At 48.3% G+C, this 20,521-nt stretch carries 20 protein-coding genes and 1 other RNA gene; 16 read left to right on the top strand and 5 right to left on the bottom strand.

Annotated features, from left to right (window positions below; genetic code table 11):
- Positions 1-15: 15 nt before the first annotated feature.
- The 3 genes from BN162_RS04940 (at position 16) to BN162_RS04930 (ending at position 4,027) form a co-directional block, all read left to right on the top strand.
- Positions 16-705, top strand: a complete 690-nt coding sequence (locus BN162_RS04940) for an MBL fold metallo-hydrolase (protein ID WP_020223976.1) — start codon at positions 16-18, stop codon at positions 703-705.
- The gene (locus BN162_RS04935) at positions 705-2,903 is read left to right on the top strand and encodes a DUF2207 domain-containing protein (RefSeq protein ID WP_020223975.1); all 2,199 of its coding nucleotides are present in this window, start codon (positions 705-707) and stop codon (positions 2,901-2,903) included. The genes BN162_RS04940 and BN162_RS04935 overlap by 1 nt, the downstream gene beginning before the upstream one ends.
- A gap of 263 nt (positions 2,904-3,166) precedes the next feature.
- Positions 3,167-4,027 carry an alpha/beta fold hydrolase gene (locus BN162_RS04930; protein WP_020223974.1) on the top strand — a complete coding sequence of 287 codons (861 nt, stop codon included), beginning with the start codon at positions 3,167-3,169 and terminating at the stop codon, positions 4,025-4,027.
- Positions 4,028-4,141: 114 nt separating this feature from the next.
- Here the strand turns inward: BN162_RS04930 and BN162_RS04925 are convergent, their stop codons facing one another.
- Together BN162_RS04925 and BN162_RS04920 are read right to left on the bottom strand one after the other, a co-directional pair.
- On the bottom strand, positions 4,142-4,759 hold the full coding sequence (locus BN162_RS04925) for a class I SAM-dependent methyltransferase (protein ID WP_020223973.1): 618 nt from the start codon (positions 4,757-4,759) through the stop codon (positions 4,142-4,144).
- Positions 4,760-4,773: 14 nt separating this feature from the next.
- Positions 4,774-5,244, bottom strand: a complete 471-nt coding sequence (locus BN162_RS04920) for an LURP-one-related/scramblase family protein (RefSeq protein ID WP_020223972.1) — start codon at positions 5,242-5,244, stop codon at positions 4,774-4,776.
- Positions 5,245-5,421: 177 nt separating this feature from the next.
- Here BN162_RS04920 and BN162_RS04915 point away from each other — a divergent pair, with 177 nt between their 5' ends.
- The 6 genes from BN162_RS04915 (at position 5,422) to BN162_RS04895 (ending at position 11,884) form a co-directional block, all read left to right on the top strand.
- On the top strand, positions 5,422-5,898 hold the full coding sequence (locus BN162_RS04915) for a hypothetical protein (RefSeq protein WP_020223971.1): 477 nt from the start codon (positions 5,422-5,424) through the stop codon (positions 5,896-5,898).
- Between the two features lie 396 nt (positions 5,899-6,294).
- Positions 6,295-7,587, top strand: coding sequence for a histidine--tRNA ligase (gene hisS / locus BN162_RS04910; protein ID WP_040451149.1), 1,293 nt, complete (start codon positions 6,295-6,297; stop codon positions 7,585-7,587).
- Positions 7,584-9,326 (top strand): aspartate--tRNA ligase, encoded by a 1,743-nt coding sequence (gene aspS / locus BN162_RS04905; RefSeq protein WP_020223969.1) that lies wholly within the window; start codon positions 7,584-7,586, stop codon positions 9,324-9,326. The genes hisS and aspS overlap by 4 nt, the downstream gene beginning before the upstream one ends.
- Before the next feature lie 61 nt (positions 9,327-9,387).
- A non-coding RNA gene (ssrS, locus tag BN162_RS18280) (6S RNA) lies at positions 9,388-9,549 on the top strand.
- A 159-nt stretch (positions 9,550-9,708) separates the two neighbouring features.
- A complete protein-coding gene (locus BN162_RS04900) occupies positions 9,709-10,278 on the top strand; it encodes a PadR family transcriptional regulator (protein WP_020223968.1) in 570 nt (189 codons plus the stop codon).
- Complete coding sequence (locus BN162_RS04895; RefSeq protein ID WP_020223967.1) at positions 10,259-11,884, top strand: NAD(P)H-dependent oxidoreductase; 1,626 nt, start codon at positions 10,259-10,261, stop codon at positions 11,882-11,884. Before BN162_RS04900 ends, BN162_RS04895 begins: the two co-directional genes overlap by 20 nt.
- 195 nt (positions 11,885-12,079) lie before the next feature.
- Here BN162_RS04895 and BN162_RS04890 read toward each other — a convergent pair whose 3' ends face one another.
- Genes BN162_RS04890 through BN162_RS04880 form a run of 3 tightly spaced genes read right to left on the bottom strand, consistent with a single transcriptional unit; the run spans position 12,080 to position 13,991 of the window.
- Positions 12,080-12,646 carry a chromate transporter gene (locus BN162_RS04890; RefSeq protein WP_020223966.1) on the bottom strand — a complete coding sequence of 189 codons (567 nt, stop codon included), beginning with the start codon at positions 12,644-12,646 and terminating at the stop codon, positions 12,080-12,082.
- The gene (locus tag BN162_RS04885; RefSeq protein WP_020223965.1) at positions 12,643-13,185 is read right to left on the bottom strand and encodes a chromate transporter; all 543 of its coding nucleotides are present in this window, start codon (positions 13,183-13,185) and stop codon (positions 12,643-12,645) included. Before BN162_RS04885 ends, BN162_RS04890 begins: the two co-directional genes overlap by 4 nt.
- Entirely contained in the window at positions 13,182-13,991 is an 810-nt protein-coding gene (locus BN162_RS04880; RefSeq protein WP_167539992.1) for an endonuclease/exonuclease/phosphatase family protein, read from the bottom strand. The genes BN162_RS04885 and BN162_RS04880 overlap by 4 nt, the downstream gene beginning before the upstream one ends.
- A gap of 333 nt (positions 13,992-14,324) precedes the next feature.
- Between BN162_RS04880 and BN162_RS04875 the strand changes: the two genes are divergently transcribed.
- From BN162_RS04875 to BN162_RS04845, 7 genes are all read left to right on the top strand, one after another.
- Positions 14,325-14,807 carry a PTS sugar transporter subunit IIB gene (locus BN162_RS04875; RefSeq protein ID WP_020223963.1) on the top strand — a complete coding sequence of 161 codons (483 nt, stop codon included), beginning with the start codon at positions 14,325-14,327 and terminating at the stop codon, positions 14,805-14,807.
- 207 nt (positions 14,808-15,014) lie between these two features.
- Positions 15,015-15,776, top strand: a complete 762-nt coding sequence (locus BN162_RS04870; RefSeq protein WP_020223962.1) for an HAD-IIB family hydrolase — start codon at positions 15,015-15,017, stop codon at positions 15,774-15,776.
- Positions 15,777-16,491: 715 nt separating this feature from the next.
- Positions 16,492-17,001, top strand: coding sequence for a hypothetical protein (locus BN162_RS04865; protein ID WP_020223960.1), 510 nt, complete (start codon positions 16,492-16,494; stop codon positions 16,999-17,001).
- A gap of 36 nt (positions 17,002-17,037) precedes the next feature.
- On the top strand, positions 17,038-18,006 hold the full coding sequence (locus BN162_RS04860) for a hypothetical protein (RefSeq protein ID WP_020223959.1): 969 nt from the start codon (positions 17,038-17,040) through the stop codon (positions 18,004-18,006).
- 56 nt (positions 18,007-18,062) lie between these two features.
- Positions 18,063-18,305 (top strand): hypothetical protein, encoded by a 243-nt coding sequence (locus BN162_RS04855; RefSeq protein ID WP_020223958.1) that lies wholly within the window; start codon positions 18,063-18,065, stop codon positions 18,303-18,305.
- 489 nt (positions 18,306-18,794) lie between these two features.
- Positions 18,795-19,583 (top strand): PTS mannose/fructose/sorbose/N-acetylgalactosamine transporter subunit IIC, encoded by a 789-nt coding sequence (locus BN162_RS04850; protein ID WP_020223957.1) that lies wholly within the window; start codon positions 18,795-18,797, stop codon positions 19,581-19,583.
- Complete coding sequence (locus BN162_RS04845) at positions 19,573-20,412, top strand: PTS system mannose/fructose/sorbose family transporter subunit IID (RefSeq protein ID WP_020223956.1); 840 nt, start codon at positions 19,573-19,575, stop codon at positions 20,410-20,412. The genes BN162_RS04850 and BN162_RS04845 overlap by 11 nt, the downstream gene beginning before the upstream one ends.
- The last annotated feature ends 109 nt before the right edge of the window (positions 20,413-20,521 follow it).

Below are 20,521 nucleotides of genomic sequence, written 5' to 3'. Positions count from 1 at the left end.
TAAGGGGGATGGGCTATGAAAATAACTTGGATTGAGCACAGCAGCTTTTTAATCGAGCTGCGTGAACATGTGCTGGTATTGGATTATTATGGCAAGGACAGACTGCCGCTGCCGGCAGGCAAACTGGTGACCTTCTTTGCCAGCCATCATCATGCGGATCATTATGATAAAGCGATTCTTGAGCATGGTACCCAGCAGATCTGGTATGTACTGAGCCGGGATATCTTTGGAGTTTCGGATGATCATCATATCAAAGTGAAGCCGCATCAGCGTTATGAACTTAACGGAATGACGGTTGAAACGCTGAAATCGAATGATGAGGGCGTTGCGTTCATCATAGAAGCCGAGGGCTGGCGGATTCTGCATGCCGGTGATTTGAACGACTGGCATTGGGATGAGGAAAATGAGCAGGACCGGCGTGAAAATGCTGTTTTGAAACAACGCTTTGATCGCGAACTGGAACGCGTGAAAGGTCGGACGTTTGATCTGGCGATGATTCCCACGGATCCGCGTTTAAACGATGGGTACAATTTGGGGTTGTTAGGTTGGTCTGCGGCGTGTCATCTGCGATGGATTGCGCCGATGCATACCTTCGGCGACAAGGACGTGATCGACAAACTGCTGCGTGATCCGGCCTGCGCTGCATTAAAAAATCAGATTCTTGACCTGCGCTTTGGGCCGGTTGAACTGGAGGATCCGCATTGATGAAGAAATTGCTCAGTATTTTGATCTTGCTGGGACTGGGCTTTATTCCGCTGCCGGTACATGCGGCAGAAAGCGGAAGCCTTATCGTCCGTACCGTGGCGGCCAGACTGCATTCGGATAAAACGATCACCGTGACGGAAACCCTCCAGCTGAGGCTGCCCCCACACGATGATTATGAATTGTTTTTAAATCTGCCGGACAATTCACAAATGAAGGCTGAAAAGGTCAAACTGATCAGCGATCAGGCTGTTTTGGATCCGCAGTGGAACAGTGTCCGGTTTAATCGCGATACCCAAGTTGAGCTGCAGTTGGAATACACACTGCAGCTGTTTCAGGACGAAAATGATCAGGCTGACACCCTGACGCTGAATTTGGCCAACTCGCCTTTGGATCTGCCGACGGAGCAGCTGCATGTTGAACTGCAGCTGGATCCTGAGCTGCATCGGGATAACTGGATTCTGGACTGCGGCCAAAGCGGCAATCTATGTCGGTATGGTGAAGGCCGCTGGCAGGATCAGACGTTTGTCTTTGATTCCAATCAGGTTCTGGATTATCAGGCCGTCAACCTGACTTTGAATTTTGATGAAGGCACGTTTGCCAGTGCTCCTGTTTATTCGTGGCCTTTCCGCTATACCCTCTGGCGTGTAGAGATTGAGGTCTTGCCTCAGATGGATTTACAGGTGCATCAGGAAATTCAATGGCTGCGTCAAAGTGATGATTTGGATCCGATGCTGGATTTGTTTTTAGGCTGGCCCAGTTATCCTGACGCTCAGCTGAAAGAGGTCGTGATCAGCGATCCCACGCTGGAGGTTTCAAAATATGGCTTTTTGAAACTGCCGGATACTCAGGCGGCGGAACTGACTCTGGATTATCGTATTGAGCTGACTTCTCTTGCGGATCAATGGCGTCTGAACTTTGATGATACGATGAATGAAGCGCAGATTGATGTGCTGGAGGTTACGGTGCGCATGCCTCAGGACCTTGAGGTGATGACGGATTTTTACAATATTTTGAACTATGCCGATCATAAAAAGATGACGATGGACCGCAGTGAAGACGGTAAGCTGCTGCATTTGAGATCAACCCGGGCTCTGACCGGGGATGATCGAGTGAGCCTCACGATCGAAATTCCGTATTCTATGCATCATGCCATGCGCGGATCGACGGGGTTCTGGTCGATGTTTGCCATCGGTGTATTGTTGGCGGCCGGATTGTTCCGCGGACTGAACCGATCGGCAAAACGCCGGGCTGTGGGAGAACTGCCTAACGGCGTCAATCCGGTTCAGGCGGCGCTGCTGACACATCGGCAGGCAGAAGGTGAAATGTTGGCCGCGGTCATTGTGAATTGGGCAGCCCGTGATTATATTCAGATACAAATGGACGGGCGGACGCTGCGCCTTTTCCGTCGGCGATCGCTGATTCATCAGCCGCAATGGGAAAAGCAATTTATGCATTCTTTGTTTCAGCTGGGCGACGGCAATTCCGTGACGATTGAGGAAATCAGCCAGCGGGGGCAGGCCTGCGTTCAGGAGGCTTGGCAGCAGGCTCAGTCGGAAGCGGCCCAATGGCGGCATCGGGGATTGTCCGGTTTGCGTTGGCTGCTGATTCTGCTCAGTGCGCTGCCGCCGGTGATTCTGATCGGGATGCTGGTTCATCAGACTTCTCTCATCGTTATAGCGCTGCTTTCTAACGGAGTCCTGCTGGGGCTCTCCTTGATTCTGGGTTTGCGTATTCTGGCGATGAAGCGAGGGAAGAAAGTTTCCCGCATTCAGCTTGCAGGCTTAGGGCTTCTATGGCTGATCTTGCTGGAGTGGGTGATGAAATACTATGTTTTGCAATCGCTGCCGCTGGCAGTCAGTTATTTCAGCATGGCGGCTGTTCTGTTACTCTTAGTATGGATGAAGCCCTTGAATCCGGAAGGCCTGCGGCTTCGGCAGCAGGCGGTGCAGTGGCGGCGGGATCTCAAACAGATGCCGGATAAGAAACTGGACGAGTGGCTTGAACGGGATCCGAAATACGCGTTAAAAAGCTATGGGTATGCCCGAACGCTGAATGTTGCCGATGTGTGGGAAAAACGTTTTTATCCGCGGGTTTTGCCGCTGCTGGAAACCGTCGTGGATGCCGGCGGTCAACCGGAACGGATCTGGGTGCTGGATGAGCTGTATGATCGGCTTCAGCATTGTCTGAAAAATGAATAAAAAATCTGCAGCCGCTCAAAATTTCTTCTAAACTGAAAGGTATGCTTCTGGAAATGTGTCAAATGAATCTGCAAGGTAGAAAACCGGCTGTTAATTTTACGTGCTTTATCCGCGGACTAAAAAGCTTTGCGGCCGCAAACAGCAGTTTTTAACGAGATTAACCTGATTTGACTTTTATGCTGGGCAGCTTTAAACTGGAAGCATACACCTTTGACGGATAAAGGCGGACAGCGAAGATTGAAATTCTTTCGCATGGAGGATGCATGAAGACGATTTACAACACACCGCAGGGGAAACAGAAAATCTTGGCACTTTATGATGAACAGTTATCGAGGCTTAAGACATCCTTTTATGATATCTATCTGGATACTTCCTTTGGCAAAACGCATCTTATTGAAACCGGCAATCCAGCGGGCTTGCCTTTGCTTGTATTTCATGGCGGGAATGCAACGAGCGCCTATAATTTATTAGCATGCAGGTTCCTGTTTGATCCATTTCATATCTATGCCGTTGATACGATCGGCCATCCTGGAAAAAGCGCGGAAACGACGCTGTCGCCGAATAACGATGATTACGGCAAGTGGGCGAGCGAAGTGATTACCAATCTGGGATTTCAGAAAATTCGATGCTTTGGCGGTTCCTTTGGGGCGGGTATACTTGCCAAAACGATGTGCGTTGCCCCTGAAAAAATTGAGAAAGCTGTGCTTTACGTGCCATCCGGAATAAAAAATGCGCCGGCAATCAATTTGATCAGTATGGCATTGCCCATGATGTTGTATTGGATTACCCATCAGCAGAAGTGGCTGATCAAAACGCTTCTTCCGATGGCTGTAACCGAGGATAATATTGATCCCGATGCTTTTGAAACCGCAAAGTGCAGTATTGATAACGCAAAGGTAAAGGCGGGCATGCCGAGCAATGTAGCTGTGAATGACATGCAGAAATGTCTGGCTCCAACACTTGTGCTGGCTGGCGAAAAGGACTGTATGTTTCCAGCGGCGCGGGTAATTCCGCAGGCTGAAAAGATGATACCCCACTGTGAAACCTATCTATTGAAAGGCAGGGGACATATGCACAGCTTAACGGAAGCAGAAAAACAAAGGATCGTTCAGTTTCTGATGTAAGATTCTGCGCTGAATCCTGACGCTGAAATCATTTTTACGCTTTGATGCAACAAAAAAACAGACCTGCCAAGGTTTCGGGATTTGTCTGAAACTTTGTTCGCAGATCTGTTTTTGTTAGTTGGCAGCTGAATTTGCCTGCTTTTTGAGTTGCTGGATTTTGTCTGGATCAAGAGCCTGCACTTCCCGCGGTATAACAATCGGTTTGAATGCATCGAGAACAATCGAAACCATGCCTAAATGATTGCAGGCGTTGCGCGTGTCATTGCGATAGGAACGGCCGATATGACCATCCGCGCCGTTGGCGTAGCGATAATGGAAATCACCGCGTTCATCACAATATTCCAGCAGGGAAACCTCGAATCCCGCCTGGACAAAGACCGCGCAGAACTGTTTATAATCATAAACAATTTTGTGAGAAGCGGCCGGATGATCCTGAGGTCCGGGGCCGCCGATCTGTACGAGCCGCTGATAATCGGCATTGCGGAAATAACGATCCGGTACCGCCGCGCGGATCCAACCGCCGGGCTGCAGATAACGATAGAGCGTCTGGGCTGCGAGCATGCCTTCGGCCAGTGTCAGATGTTCAAATAAATGCTCCGCCAACATGGCTTCGGCCAATTCTCCTTGGAAAAAGGCCTCGAAGGTTTCCGGCTTCAATAAATCCAGCTGTTTTTGCTGTGTGCTGATCCAGCCATCATACTGCGTTGCTCCTGCACCTAAAACAATTTTCATGAGGGGCCTCCGCTTTAGTGCTCACTGCAGTTGGCGGCGTCAATCGCCAAGACAAGCATCACAATCATCAGCTCATCCTGCGGATCATCGAAATCAATCACATACGTGTCCGTCAAAGCAATGACTTCCTTACTGATGGTTCCGCACAGCTCGCCGTCACGATATATTTGATAATCCCAGCCAAACAGGTTTCCTTCAACGCTCCAGCCTTCGCAGTCAATGCGATAGCGTGGATGCAGAAATGAAAATTCCTTGCGGATGACGGCGACAAGATCCCCATCCAGCTCAACTTCAAATGTCGGCAGGAAGTGGAATAATTTTTCACGGACTAAGCCGACTTCCTGATCCTGATCATCAAAGACCCGAAGCACATGCGATAACGCTAATAAATCGGCACGGACGTTGTAGACGGCATAACCTTCCTCATCCGTAATATCAAAGCTGTCGGTCCAGGAAAAGAACCGCTGGCGAATATAATAACGCATGAACTGATCCTCCTTCAATTCGTAAGTTTATGATACACAAGGAAAAAATAAAAGACTAGTGGCAGATGCGGATTGTAAGAAAAAGGAAAGAAGTGAACGGCAGCGTGTTGGAGATTATGGATTTTGGTTTGTGTTAAAAATTGGAAATACGGTATAATATAATTAGGGGTGATCGTAATGTTTGAAGTTTACCAAGAAATTAAAAAAATGATTTTAAAGGATCCGGGAAGAAATCTTTTAAGTCCGATTATACTAATTCTGAGTTCATTTCTGCCGGGCTTGCTTCACCTGTGCGTGAATGAAAGAGAGCTGTTTTTGCTTCTAGATCCAATCCGCATTTTATTATACGCGCTGACGTTTTCCATGCCGATGTTTATTGTTTGTTTTCTAGCAGAAATTATATTGAGTGCAAAACATTTTAAGGAGGTAGTTTTAAGTGAGTGCTGTTTTACCGCTGGTTTTGAGTCTTTGTTTAGCCTATGTGGCTTGATTTTGGTCATTCATTATAAAGGGAATATCCGGCTTGACACGATAGGCTTATATCTCTTGTCGATTGTTATCGGAATTTTAATAATCTGTCCCTTTAGAAAAAAGGAAGGTTCAAATAAATCATTGAAATCGAAGGATAGCAGCATCGAAGCTAAGACAAAGTAAGAAAAATTGAAGACTTTGGCATAATGGCTGAAACTCTCCGTTTATATAATTAAGCGGGAGTATTACAAAGCTGTGCGAAAGCCGATTTTGCCCTTGTGCAAAGCAGTAAATCGTGCTAAACTAGGGATAAATTCAAGGACCAAGAGGGATCTGGAATGGGATAAGCAAGAGAGGGAAGTCCAGGCTGTAAGCTTCCTTTATCACCTCCGGTAACCGACACTTGCAAGAAGCGGCAGTGAACAAGCAGTAGCTGCTGACGAATTTCCGGCGTTATCGGAAAGAGGGCACGAAGGGATTTCGTGAACTAAGGTGGTACCACGCAGATGAAGCGTCCTTAGAGGGCGTTTTTTTTGTGGAATGATCGTAGTGGTTCTTGAACAGGTAAAGGAGGAAATGATGATGGAGAATTACCAGACTCCGCGCGGTACGCAGGATTTGCTTCCGGAGGCGACGCGCAAATGGCAGAAAGTTGAAGATTTAATCCGCAATCTCTGCGATGTTTATGGGTATGAAGAAATCCGCACGCCGGTCTTTGAGGATACGCGGGTGTTCAAACGGGAAAACGACAGCTCCGATATGGTGAATAAGGAAATGTATACCTTCTCGGTGCATGGCGAAGATTCACTGACACTGCGGCCAGAAGGCACGGCAGGGGTTGTCCGCAGCTTTGTTCAGCACAAGATGTACGGCCGCCTGGAAATGCCGGCCAAACTCTATTACATGGGTGAAATGTTCCGCTATGAACGTCCGCAGAAAGGCCGTTACCGTCAGTTTAATCAGTTTGGAATTGAAAACATTGGGATGAAGAGTCCGCTGATCGACGCCGAAGTCATCGCGCTGGGATACAGCATCGTCAAGGCTTTAGGCTTAAGTCAGGTCAAGGTGCTGATCAACACGCTGGGGGATGACGCCAGCCGGACGGCCTACCGCGGGGCGCTGCGCGAGCATTTCAAAGACCATGTGGGTGAGCTGTGCGCGGATTGTCAGCGGCGCTACGAACAAAATCCTTTGCGCTTACTCGATTGTAAGGTTGACAGCGAGCATCCAAGCATGCAGAATGTTCCATCGCTGCAGGAATATTTAACTCCGGAATCCAAGGACTATTTTGATCAGGTGCTGACGGCGCTGAATGCGTTGGAAATTCCGTATGAAATTGACGATAAGCTGGTGCGGGGGCTGGATTACTATACGCATACCGTTTTTGAGGTTGTTTCCACGCATCCGGAATCCGGTTCGCAGGCCACTGTTTTCGCGGGCGGCCGCTATGATGGATTGGTCGAATACTTCGGCGGTCCTCAAATGTCGGGCGTTGGTTTTGCGATGGGGCTGGAGCGGTTGATGATCCTGGCCGAAGCTGAAGAAGTGGAACTGGGCGAAGAAGAAAGCCTGGATGTCTACGTCATGGCCTTAGGTGAGGTTGGCACGCTGCCGCTGGAACTGGCGACGCAGTGCCGGGCTGCCGGTTACCATACCGAATTCAACATTCAGCCGCGTTCGCTGAAAGCACAGTTTAAATCGGTAGATCGGCGCAAAGCCAAAGTCGCGGTGATTGCCGGGGAAAGCGAAGCCGCAAATCATCAAGTGAACGTCAAATTTATTGATCAGCAGCGCCAGATTACGATTGATCAGGATGAACTGATCGCCACACTGGACGCTTATTTCCAACAGGAAGGGGAAGAACAAGCATGAAACGCACACATCAAAATGGAGAGCTGCGCTTAGCTCACGTCGGCGAGCCGGTCACGTTGGTCGGCTGGGTCAGCCGCCGCCGCAACTTAGGCGCCTTGGTATTCATCGATCTGCGCGACCGCAGCGGGATTGTTCAGATTACCGTGGATGAAAAGCTGGCGGAACAAGTGAAGGATGTCCGCAATGAATACATTCTGCAGGTAGAAGGCAAGGTCGTTGAACGGCAGGATAAAAATCCGAAGATGGCGACCGGCGACATTGAGGTTTATGCGGAAGCGGTCACGATCGTCAACACGGCTGAAACAACGCCGATGATCATCGCCGATGAAACCGACGCGCTGGAAGATACGCGTCTGAAATATCGCTATCTCGATCTGCGCCGCGCACCGATTCAGAACAACCTGATGCTGCGCCACAAGGTGACGATGCTGACGCGCAATTATTTGTCGGATCAGGGCTTTATTGAAGTGGAAACGCCGATTCTGTGCAAATCCACGCCGGAAGGGGCCCGCGATTACCTTGTGCCTTCGCGAATTTTCAAGGGGAAGTTTTTCGCTCTGCCGCAGTCGCCGCAGATCTACAAGCAGCTGTTGATGGTTGGCGGAATTGAAAAATATTTCCAGATCGCCCGCTGCTTCCGTGATGAAGATCTGCGTGCGGATCGTCAGCCGGAATTCACACAGATTGATATCGAGATGAGCTTTGTCGATGAAGAACAGGTCTGGACGGTCGTTGAAGGCTTGATGAAGGAAATCTTCCGGAACCTGAAACAGGTGGAGCTGCCAGCCTTCCCGCGGTTAACCTATAACGAATGCATGGCTCGTTACGGTACAGATAAACCGGATACCCGTTTCGGTATGGAGATCCAGAATGTCGGCGGGTTGTTTCAGAATACAGATTTTACCGTCTTTAAGAACGTACTGGAACAGCCTAAAGGAATGGTGGGAGCGATCGTCGCTGCTCAGGCTGCCGATCAGTTTTCCCGAAAGGAAATAGATAAGCTTCAGGAATTTGTCAAGATTTACGGGGCAAAGGCGCTGGCCTGGCTGAAAATGGCGAACGGCGAACTGAGCGGATCGGTAGCGAAGGTGCTGAAACCGGAAGAAAAGACGGCCTTGATCGAAACACTGGAATTAAAAGACAACGATCTGATCTTCCTGATTGCCGATAAGGCCAAGGTTGCTCAGACGGCATTGGGGGCCCTGCGGATTAAGCTGGGACGTCAGCTGAAGCTGATGGATGAAAGTCAGTTTAACTTCTTGTGGGTTACGAATTTCCCGATGTTTGAATACAGTGAGGAAGAACAGCGCTATGTCGCTGCTCACCATCCGTTTACCAGCCCGAATCTGGAAGATGTGGACAAGCTGATGAGCGATCCGGAAAACTGTTATTCACGCGCCTATGATTTGGTTCTCAACGGCTATGAGCTGCTGAGCGGATCTATCCGGATTCATGATCAGCAGGTGCAGGAGAAGGTTTTTGAAGCGATCGGCATGTCGATGGAGGAGGCCCGGGAAAAATTTGGCTTCTTCATTGATGCGTTCCGCTACGGCACGCCGCCGCATGGCGGGGTGGGCATCGGCCTGGAACGATTGGTCATGATCTTAGCCGGCACGGACAACATCCGCGATGTCGTGGCGTTCCCGAAAACTGCCAGCGCTTCGGATCTGATGAGCGAAGCTCCGAATACAGTGGATGAAAAACAGCTGAAAGAACTGCATATTGCTCTGGAAAAATAACACTTTCTATAAGTTTCCAAATGTCAAGCATTCATAAATAAAAAAATGCGTGCTATAATACTAATGCCTAAAGGGAACACATATATTTCCAACACTTGATATATGGGAACCCGGACGTTTCAGTTTGGTGTTGAAAACTCTGATTTATCAGAGAATCCTAAAAATCTGAACAGGGTACCCACCTGGTTATTGCCGGGAATCATATCAACCCTTTAGGTCACAAAGAAAGTCTTCCAACGAAGGCTTTTTTTGTGTTTGCGGGGAAGCCGGCAGAGCTTTGTTCGCATTCGTAAGCATCCTGTCTCAGCGGCTGTTAAATTGCCGCTTTACATTATTATCGAAGAATGATATTCTACAAGTAGAATATTGCGGGGTGATTGCGATGGCTTTGCGGCAAGGACTGCTCGGCTTGCTGAATTATGGAGAAATGACAGGTTATGAGCTGGCTAAAGCGTTTAACGATTCGCTGTCTTATTTTTGGCAGGCGCAGACAAGTCAGATTTACCGGGAACTGAATCAGATGGAAGCTCTAGGCTGGCTTCAGTCGCGGATTGAGGTACAGGCGGACAAACCCAATAAGCGGGTGTATTCGATTACGCCTGCTGGCAAAGCACAACTGCAGCGCTGGCTGGAAAGCGAACTGCCTGCGGAAATGCTGCCGACGCGCAGCGAAGTGCTGCTGCGGTTATTCTTTTCTGCCAAGCGACCGCCGCAGAACAATATAGAAAGTCTTCAGCAATTAGCGCAGGCCTATCAGGCTCAGCTAAGACAGATGGAAAGGATCGGCGGAGTCATCGCTCAGTATCAGACGCTGACTCAGGCATCCCGCGATGCGCTGTATTGGGAAATGACCGCAGACTTCGGGCTGGCTTACAGCCGAATGTGTCTGGATTGGGTTTATCGCTGTATTGAAAGGCTAAAGGATGATCACGATGAAAATGCTGGTGCTTAACGGAAGTCCGCGCGGGACTTCAAGCAATACGTATCAACTGACGCAGGCGTTCGTTGCGGGCATGAAAGACAAGCTGAAAGCCAAGCTGAGCGTGAAGACCCTGAATCTCAGCGAACTGCGCATTGATCCCTGCCGCGGCTGTTTCGGCTGCTGGACGGCAACGCCGGGCCGGTGCGTGATCGCGGATGAGATGGCTGGCATCCTGGATGAAATGCTGGACGCCGATTGGATTCTGTGGAGTTTTCCGCTCTATTACTACGGCATGCCGGGACCGGTAAAAACCGTCCTTGACCGCTGTCTGCCGCTGAATCTGCCTTTTATTGAAGCCGGGGCGGACGGTCGCGCAATTCATCCGAGGCGTTATCCTCAAGCCCAGGCCAAAACGCTCATGATTTCAACCTGCGGATTTTATACGGTGAATCAGAATTATGAGGCGTTGATCCAGCAGTTTGATCTGACCTTTGGGGATGGCTTAAAAATTCTTTGTCCGCAGGGTGAGCTCTTTGCCCGGCCGGAGCTGCGCGCGGCGACCTCGGCCTATTTGACGCATGTGCGCCAGGCTGGTCGGGAATATGCAGTTTCGCAGGCGCTGTCTGTCCCCACGCTGGAGCGGTTAAGAACACCGCTTTTGCCCAGAGAGCAGTTCATTACCTTGGCCAATGCCAGCTGGAATATTGCCAATCCTAAAGAGGCGGCGGATTCCCAATCATCAAAAATCCGTCAGGCAGAGCGATTTACGCGGCAGATGGCAGCCATGTACAATCCCATCTCGTTGGATGGTAAAGAAAGGGTATTTGAGATTTTCTATACGGATGTTGAAGTTGGATACCAGCTTGTGCTGGGGAAGACTTGTGAACTTCGTGCGCTGAATGCCGGGGCCTATACGACCCGCGTTGAAACGCCGCTAAGCGTCTGGCAGGCGATTGCCCGCGGGGAAATGCGGGGCGATCAGGCGATGATGGAAGGCCGTTACAAAACGTTGGGAGATCTCCATTTATTAATGGAATGGGACCGCTATTTCAGCGGTCCGCACGCTCCGCAAAGTCAGGCTGATCAAGCTCAGACCAGAAAAAAGACCAACATGCTGCTGTTGCTTCTGCCGTGGTGCTGTCTGTGGACGCTGCTGCCGGTTTCTCACAATTTCGGCGGAAACCTGGCAGTCGCTGCTGCACTCCTATTAACTTTGGCCGGGCAGAAATGGCAGCTGACAGTTTATGACGGACTGTCCGGACTGCTTGTCGGCGGGATCGGCTTGCTGGCGGTGCAGGGCTGCGATGAAAGACTGCTTGTTCCGCTCTCCTATCTCTGTTTTGGGCTGTTGTGGCTGGTTTCCTGCAGCACCGCGATTCCCCTGAGCGCTCATTATGTAAAGGAAAATTATCATGGCGATGACGCTTTGCAGAATCCGGTATTCATGAAGACCAATCGTATTCTGTCCTGCTGCTGGGGCAGCCTTTATGTCCTGAGCGCCTTCTGGACTTTAATCCTGATGCTCAGCAGGCGGCCGCAGGTTGCAATTCTGATCAATATCCTCAGCCCGATGGCGATGGGCGTGTTTACCGTCGCGTTTGAAAAATGGTATCCGGCGAAAATTGCCCGCGGTTAGTCCGTGGGTTTTTGCTTGACTACGATTGAAATTGGAAGAAAGCTTGTCTAGTTCAGTTTGCCGTTCCTTTTCTGCTTCTCAAAAGCTGAATGTTGTCCGCCATTATTTCAGCTTCCATCCCGATATTCTTTTTGCTTGCTGCGCACACGTTGCGCAAGCATAAAAAATCTCCCCGGTTAAGGAGAGAGTTTACAGTCAGAACTGAAACAGAACGCCGGCGGCTGCCGATAAGGCGATCCAGACAATCGGATGTTTTTTGATTTTGGTCGTCATTATTAACAAGACCGCAAAAAGGAGAATGTTTTTTAATGGAAACAGATCAATCAGATTGCCGGAGGCTTGAAAGGCACTGAGATTGATGACTGATACATTGACCAGATTCAGCGCCGCGCACAGGATCAAGGCCGCGACCGCAGGTTTTAAACCGGTAAAGATCGCTTTGACAACCGGACTGTCGCTGAATTGTTTTAAGAAGTGAGCGATGATAATGATGATCACAATGCTCGGCAGAACCAAGCCTAAGGTTGCGATGAGCGAACCGGAGATGCCGGCGGTTGTAAAACCGCTGTAAGTGGCCATATTCACACCCATAGCCCCCGGCGTAGATTCTGAGATGGCAATCATGTCGACTAAGGTTTCGACGGTAAACCAGGTATATTTTTCAGCCAGCTGATGCAGGAAAGGGATGGTGGCCAATCCCCCGCCGACGGCGAACAAACCGATCTTGAAAAATTCCAGGAATAACTGAATCAGGATGCTCATGCTTTCTTCCCTCCCAGCTTATATTTCAAAAAGCCGAACAAACCGGCGCCCAGCGTAATAAAGACGACTGAAATATTTGTAAACAGCGACAAAAGAAACGCGAAGACAAACATGACGATGCCAAAGCTGTCTTTTACGCCGTTTTTAATCAGCTTGTAGACCGAGGTCAGCACCAAGACGCACACTCCGACGCGCAGGCCGGCAAGCGCATGCTGGACGACCGCCAGGCTGGCAAAGTTTTGAATGAAAGCTGCGATGATCACGATGATGATCAGCGAGGGGAAAACAAAGCCGAAGGTCGAAACCACTGCGCCCAAGATCCCTTTTTGATAATAACCGATAAATGTTGATACGTTCACCGCAATGATGCCGGGTGTACATTGGCCGACGGCGTAGTAATTGGTGATTTCATCGTAAGTCGCCCATTTTTTCTTTTCTACGATTTCTGATTCCAGCAGCGGAAGCATGGCATAACCGCCGCCGAAGGTGAACAACCCCAGCTTGCTGAAGGTTGCAAATAATTCCCAATAATCCCTCATGATTCTGTGTTTCCTTTCTTAACCAGATGACAAATGACCGGATAGTGATCTGATGGATACAATCCGTTGAAGCAGGTCGTGATAATCCGCGTTGAATGAACATCAAATTCTTCGCTGACGTAGATGTAGTCAATCGGCTGCCGGTCTTCTTTCAGCCGGCCTTTGCCATAGTGGAGAGTATTGAACATGGCCGAGGAATCATAGACCGGCTTCAAATGCAGCCGGTTTTCCGGCATCGTCAATAACTGCAGCGCCGGGCTGGACAGCGTGGAATTCAGATCCCCCATTAAAATCAGAGGACAGGTCGCTTCTTTCTGCAGCCGCTGCATTTCACTGATAATCGTACGGACCTCAAAGGTCCGGGTGTACGACAACAGATGATCCAGATGCGTATTGAAGACTCGGAAAACCTGTTCGGTTTCACGATCTTTCAAATGAACCATCGTGCAGATCCGCGGAAAAATACTGGTCCAGGTGCGGCTGCCGGCCTGATCCGGCTGCTTGGAAAGCCAGAATGTTTTTTCGCCCAGCAGATCAAAGCGATCTTTCAGAAACAAAATATCCGAATGTTCGTTCATGAACTGCCGTCTGCGGTTGCGGGCCTGGCCGACAAACTGATATTGCGGCAAAAGCGCCTGCAGCTGTTCACGCATTAAATCGCTTAACTCCTGGACGCCGATGATATCGGGAGAGGTCGAAGCGATCAGATTGCGGACATACTGCCTGCGGGTATCCCAGCGCAGATTCTTTCGGGTAAAAAACAAATCATTTTTTAAATTGAAGGTCATTACCTTTAAACAGGTCATTTCATCACCGCCGTTTTTCATTATACTCAAGTTTACTGGGTTTTACAAAGTAAAAGGGATGAAAAGTTGTTTCTGAAAGAGTTTCACAGAAAGTTCACAGGCGCTAACCAAAAAAATTTATAGCTGAAGAAAATTTCGGGTTTCAATGTAAGCGCTTAATAATTGAAAAAACACCTTCAATCACCTCTGTTGAGCGTGATTTTCAAGGGCCGACCGAAATAACATTTAGACAAAGCTCAGGGAGTGTCCAAATGGAAATATTGACACGACCCTGGAATTACGCTAAAATGGGAATAGTCAAATTAAACGCTTACAAAGGGAGGAAATACACTTATGGAAATTGTAAATGTTCGTATTGACGAAAGATTGATCCACGGTCAGGTTGCAGCTGTCTGGACGAATACTTTAAACGCTACGCGTATCATGGTTATCGATGATATGGCAGCGAAGGATGAAATTCAGAAAATCGCGCTGAAGATGGCTTGCCCATCCACAGTTAAACTGTCGATTCTGCCGGCTGAAAAAGCGGCGGACAGACTGAAAAGCGAAGCTTATCCGACGGATCGTATCTTTGTCGTTCTGAAAGGTCCAAAGACGATTAAGCAGGTTGCGGATGCCGGTTATATGTTCCCGGTTGTCAATGTCGGCAACATGTCCAACAAGCATGGCTCGACGCAGGTTAAGCGGTCAGTCAGCGTTACGCCGGAAGATGTCGCGGCTTTCAGAGAACTGACGGACAGAGGCGTTAAGTTTACAGCGCAGATGGTTCCGACAGAAGAAAAAATCGACTTCATGCCGCTGATTAAAGATCTTTAATCAGGTTAAGCATAACTGAAATGAGAAGAAGCAGCTGAACCGGGTAAGTCTGGATTCAGCTGTTTTTTTTGCTGATGAGGTTGATGATATTTCCCAGTATGAATCTGTTTGGCTTTGACAGAAAATGTTCAGTCAGTATAATGATAAGCAGTACGGAATCCTGTTTGACAGGAGCTGAGGAAACAATTAAGAAGGAGAACTGTGTCCATGAAGGTATTAGCCAGTGATTTTGACGGTACGTTATTTTTTAAGGGTCAGTTTAAAAGCGATGATCTCAAACAGATTCGCATGTTTCAAAAGCAGGGACATCTGTTTGGCTTATGTACGGGACGTCCGCTTTCAGGGGTTGCTGCGCCAATTCGGGGACGGCTGCGCTGTGACTTTATGATTCTCAGCAGCGGGGCGCTGATTCTGGACCACGCCGGCCGGACGCTGTATAAAGCTTGCATTGACCGGGAAACCGCATTTCGGCTCAGCGGCTCGCTGGACAAAGAAATTGATTTTTATTATCAGACCAGTGAAGGGACCTTCTGTCAAAGGCAGCCGGATGGTCAGATTCCGCCTTCCGCTTCGATTCTGACAGCCATTCCATACCGTGTTTTCTCGCGGTTGGATGAACTGACGGCCGAAATCTTTGGACTGTCTTTGTATGCTGGCACAGAGGATCGAGCGCGGTTAGAGGCGGATCGGATCAATCGCACGTTTGCTGAACTGGAGGCCTTTCAGAATGAAGTCTGGATTGATGTAGCCCGGCGCGGCTGTTCCAAAGGCTTCGGGATTGAGGTGCTTAAGCGTCATCTGCAGCTCAAGACGATTGCCGGAATCGGCGATTCTTATAATGATATTCCTCTGCTGCGTTCAACCGCCCCCAGCTTTACCTTCCATACTTCTCCGGCTTCAGTCAGACAGGAAGCGCAGATCGTGGTCAGTTCCGTGGCGGAAGCGCTTGAAAGACTGATGGAAGAATAGTACAGACGAAAAAAAACGAAAATAAAAAATCCGCGCGCGGCGGATTTTCTTTTTTTATTTTCCTTTTTCTGCATCTGTTCTTGGATGATGGCCAGAGCCTTAGGCGGAACTAAATGCTTGTCGCCGCTGAAGGTGATGACGGCAACAAAGGCCATCGGCATTTTTTTCTTCTCAAAGTCTTTGATGCTTTTGTAACGCACGACTTTACCGCGGTTGATAAAGGCTGTGCTGCTGTAATAGAACTTGTACTGAATGTTGGCCATGAAGAATTCCGCCAGAAACAAAAAGAAAATCAGAACCCCCAGAGCAACTGTCGTATAATCCTCAATTGTATAACCGTAGATTCCTGAAATAATGCCGACGACCGACAGGATAAGATAAGCGGTTTTCGGACCTTTGGAAAAATCCATGCACTGATATTTGGAACTGATACCCCCGGCCGCGGCGATCGCTTCGCGCGCATTCTTCAACTCTTTCATCCGCGAGGCGAAAATCAATACAGCCACCACGGTAATAAACGCTACAATCCACATACATCCTCACTCCTCAATTGATTGATTCGGTTTTCTTTTCCATTATATCAAAAATCCAGGAAAAAACGAGGGAAAATGAAGAATTGCGAAATAGGATTCTGACAGCGCTTTCGGTTTCGCGTCGAATTTTGAATGACGAACAGAGGGAATTTTGTTATAATGAAACGCAAGAGGTGAAATCAATGGAAGAAATGAGAGCGAAACTGTGTCGGATCGCCGATTTGCCGCAGTCGGGAAAACCGGTTGTTTCGATTAATATCAAGCCGTACGTATCGATTATTGTCTGCATTCTGGTTGGAATTTTGATGATTGCAGCAAAATTTGTTTGGATTGTCGGGGCTGTTCTGATTGTTGTCGCGCTGCTGGTTTTATGGAAGACGCCTAACTATATTTTGTTAGAGGCTTACCCGGATTATTTCGTCGTTTACACGCGGGGCGATGAAGAGCTGTGCCAGATGGTTCGCTGGGATGAGGTACAGGAATGGGTGTTCCGTCAGGGGAAAGCCGGAATGGATATGCTGGTGGTTCGCGTCAGCGAGGAAGAATTTGTTTTTATCAATGCTTACAGCAGTACCAAACTGGTGCATTGCTTCAACAAATTTGTACCGGATAAGGAAGCCCATCGTCAGCAGCAGGCAAAGATGAAAAATTCGCCGTTTAAATGGCCGGAGAAGTGGGGCAGAAAGAAATAAGCGGACGGCAAAGCTGAATATCCGCTGGAGGTTATGATGAATATTGATGATTTGATTATAAAATATGGTTTAACAATCGGGCGCCGGTTTACCCGCAAGGAAAAGAATTTTTTCTGCAATGAGATCGGCAAGGATTTCCAGGCGTTGGGGTATTCTGTACGCGGCGCGATGGGAAAGAAAAAAAGAACGAAGGGTATGAATTTGATGATCGGCAATGTCGGCAAGGCAAAAACGATTTTTGTAGCCCATTACGATACGCTGAATCATGATTTCGGCAATCCGATTCGTTATTTTCCGATGGACGGCAACGCCAGTTTTTCTTCCTCTTTCCTGCCGATGAATACGCCGGTGATCTTAAGCATGGTGCTGGGGTTGATTTTGTTGCTGGGCTTGGGCCGGCGGATTAATTTTGAGGATAATTTCGTTCTGTCCGTGCTGATTTTGGCGGTATTGACCCTTCTGATTGTCGTTTCCTTTATGATGACATTCCGCATCGGCAACAAAGTAAATCTGAATCGGAATACTTCAGGGGTGATTGCAGCCTATCTGATTGCTCAGCAGCTGCCGGAAAAGCTTCGGGATCAGGTGGCATTTGTGCTGACTGACGGCGGAAACGGAACGCACGTCGGCGACTATATGCTTCGGGATGCACTTCCCAATACGATTAAGGACCGCAATGTGATTATTTTGGACTGTGTCGGCAAAGGACCGCGCTTGGGAATTGGCTATTTTGAAGCCAGCAAAGGCAATGCGGAAAAGCTGGAGGCGATTGTGAAGCGCCGGGATGAGGAAGCCAAGCTGCACATGAGCCTGGTCGATGAAGATCACGTGAAGTATACGTCGCTGTCTTTCTATGAAAAAGGAATGATCGTCTGCCGCGGGAAAAATATGAATGGTTCGCTGATTGTTGAGAATACGGCGACGAATCATGACGATGAAGTGGAACGTGAAAAAATCGAAGCTTTAGCCAAAGATCTGACCGAACTTGCTAAACAAATTTCTTAAACAGGAGCAATCCTGTTTTTCTTTTCAATGTCGTTAAAAAGGAGAAAAGGGTTCGGATGAAGGATAAGACTCGATCAAGCCGGCAGCAAAAAACAGTTTCATCGGCCGTGTTGAAAAGCAAAATCAGACAGAGCAAGATTGATGCGCGAATTTGTCTGATCCATCCGCGGGAGTTATATAAGGTTGAAGAGTCAGATCATCTTGAATACGGCGATAAGGAATTGAGGTCAAAAACTTTTGCAAAATACGGGGGCCGCATTGAAATCCTTGCAGGATATCATCGCAAACTTTGCAGATGAAGCCGTTCTGCATGCAAAGCTCAGTTTCTTGTTATTTCAAATCTGAGGCGTTCTAGAACGGCAGGGCCGCGAATACAATAATAAAAGCTGGATTTGATATGGAAAACATAACAATTTTATGAAACAAACGGGAAAATTGTGAAAGTTTTAGAAGGGGAAACGGGAGGAAAACGACTTGCAGAATTCATGATCATAATTATTAATAATGCTTGTATACAGGGAGAATTGGGAAGATTCATCTGTTTGTTTAATGCATAAATTGCAGTTCTAATTTTGTGAAAATTTCTTTGAATTATGTGAAAAATATGTGTTGAGGCTTTACAAATCATACTTTCTAGTGTATCATTTAATCATCGAGAAAACGGTTACATCTGAACCGCGGCGCTGCGTAAGAAGCCACGTAGGCCGAGGGGCGGATAAATTGTTTTCGAGGGTCCGGGCAACCGGAAAAAACCAAAGACACAAAAGGTTAGAAAGGGAGGACTATTTATGTCTGGAGGGTTGAGTATTATCCAAATCCTGCTGATTACAGCATGGGCATTTTGGAGCATCATCGATAGTTTGTCTTGGAACATCGGTTTCAACAACTGTATTCTTGCATGCTTATTCACCGGCATCGTCGTAGGCGATATGAGATACGGCTTAGTTGTTGGTGGTACGTTACAGATGACACAGTTAGGCGCTGGCACATACGGAGGAGCTTCGATTCCGAACATCACTTCTTCGGGTATGATCGCTACAGCCTTAGGCGCTGCTTCCGGCGCTGACCCGATTGCAATGGCTTCTTCAATCGGTATCGCATTAGCTGCATTATTCACACAGTTGGATATTCTGGCTCGTTTCTCCAACACTGCATTCCAGCACATCGCTGACAAGTATGTTGAAGAAGACAACACTAAGGGTATCGCGCTGATGAACACATTAGGTATTATTCCTTGGGGCCTGTCCCGTGGATTGCCTGTTCTGTTACTGCTGGTTGCTGGCCAGGGCGTTGTTGACACTCTGATCAAGATCATTCCGGCATTCATCATGAACGGTTTCAAATTCGCTGGCGGCTTGCTGCCGGTCGTTGGTTTCGCAATCTTGATGCGTTACCTGCCAGTTCTGAAGAAGCCGCAGTTCATTATCTTAGGCTTCGTATTAGCCGCTTATATCAATATGCCGATTCTGGGTATCGCCTTAATCGGTACAGCCGCAGCGTTAGTTACTTACCAGAATGCTACTGCTAAGTTAGCTGCTGGCACTGCACAGGGAGGCGACGACGATTATGACGAATAGTAAGAAGTTCACTAAGAAAGAATTAAGAAGCCTGAATCTGCGCTGGATCTGGAACTCTCAGATTGGCTGGAACTATGAACGTATGCAGGGCTTAGGCTACCTGACCACCATGCTGCCGGTTATCGACAAGCTGTATGGCGATCGTCCTGAGCTGAAGCAGAAGGCATTGAGAACTCATTCTGTATTCTTCAACACACAGCCTGCAATGGGTGATATCATTGTTGGTATGAATGTCGCTATCGAAGAACAGACAGCAGAATCTGGTACAGGTTTGGATGTTGCCGCTTCGATTAAGACAGCGTTGATGGGACCATTCGCTGGTATCGGCGATACAATCTTCGGCATGATCGCGGGCGCGGTTTTCGGATCTATCGCTGCAACGATGGCTCTGGAAGGCAACGCATTAGGTATCATGATTTGGGAAGTTTGGATGGTTGTCGTTCTGTTCGCACGTATGAAAATGTTTGACATGGGCTATGAACAAGGCGTTAAGCTGGTTACTTCCCTGTCTGGCACGATGAACGCTCTGACAGAAGCTGCTTCTGTCTTAGGTCTGACGGTTGTCGGCGGCATGATCGCGCTGAACGTTAAGTTCCCTCTGGCTACTCTGAAAATGAGCTTAGGTGTTGACCCGGAAACTGGCGAAGAAATGTTCAATGAATTCAACCTGCAGAAATATGCTGACAGCATCATGCCTGCGTTGTTCCCTGCATTATTCGCAGCTCTGTGCTACTGGATGCTGGGTAAGAAGTGGATGAACTCCAACAAGCTGATTCTCGTTGTTGTTCTGTTCGCTATCGTTCTGGCTTTCTTCGGAGTTTTGGCTTAATTCAAAACGCTTACAAGCAATGTCTTCGGACATTGCTTTTTTTTGTTGTGAAAGGGAAGAAAGAGAATCTTCTGTTAACGAAAACTTAACAAATTCGTTACGCAGAAAC

Origin of the sequence: Holdemania massiliensis AP2, from assembly GCF_000327285.1 — a bacterium.
GTDB classification, from domain to species: domain Bacteria; phylum Bacillota_I; class Bacilli_A; order Erysipelotrichales; family Erysipelotrichaceae; genus Holdemania; species Holdemania massiliensis.
Note: the sequence above shows the minus strand (reverse complement) of the source record. Positions and strands in the feature narration are given on the sequence as shown.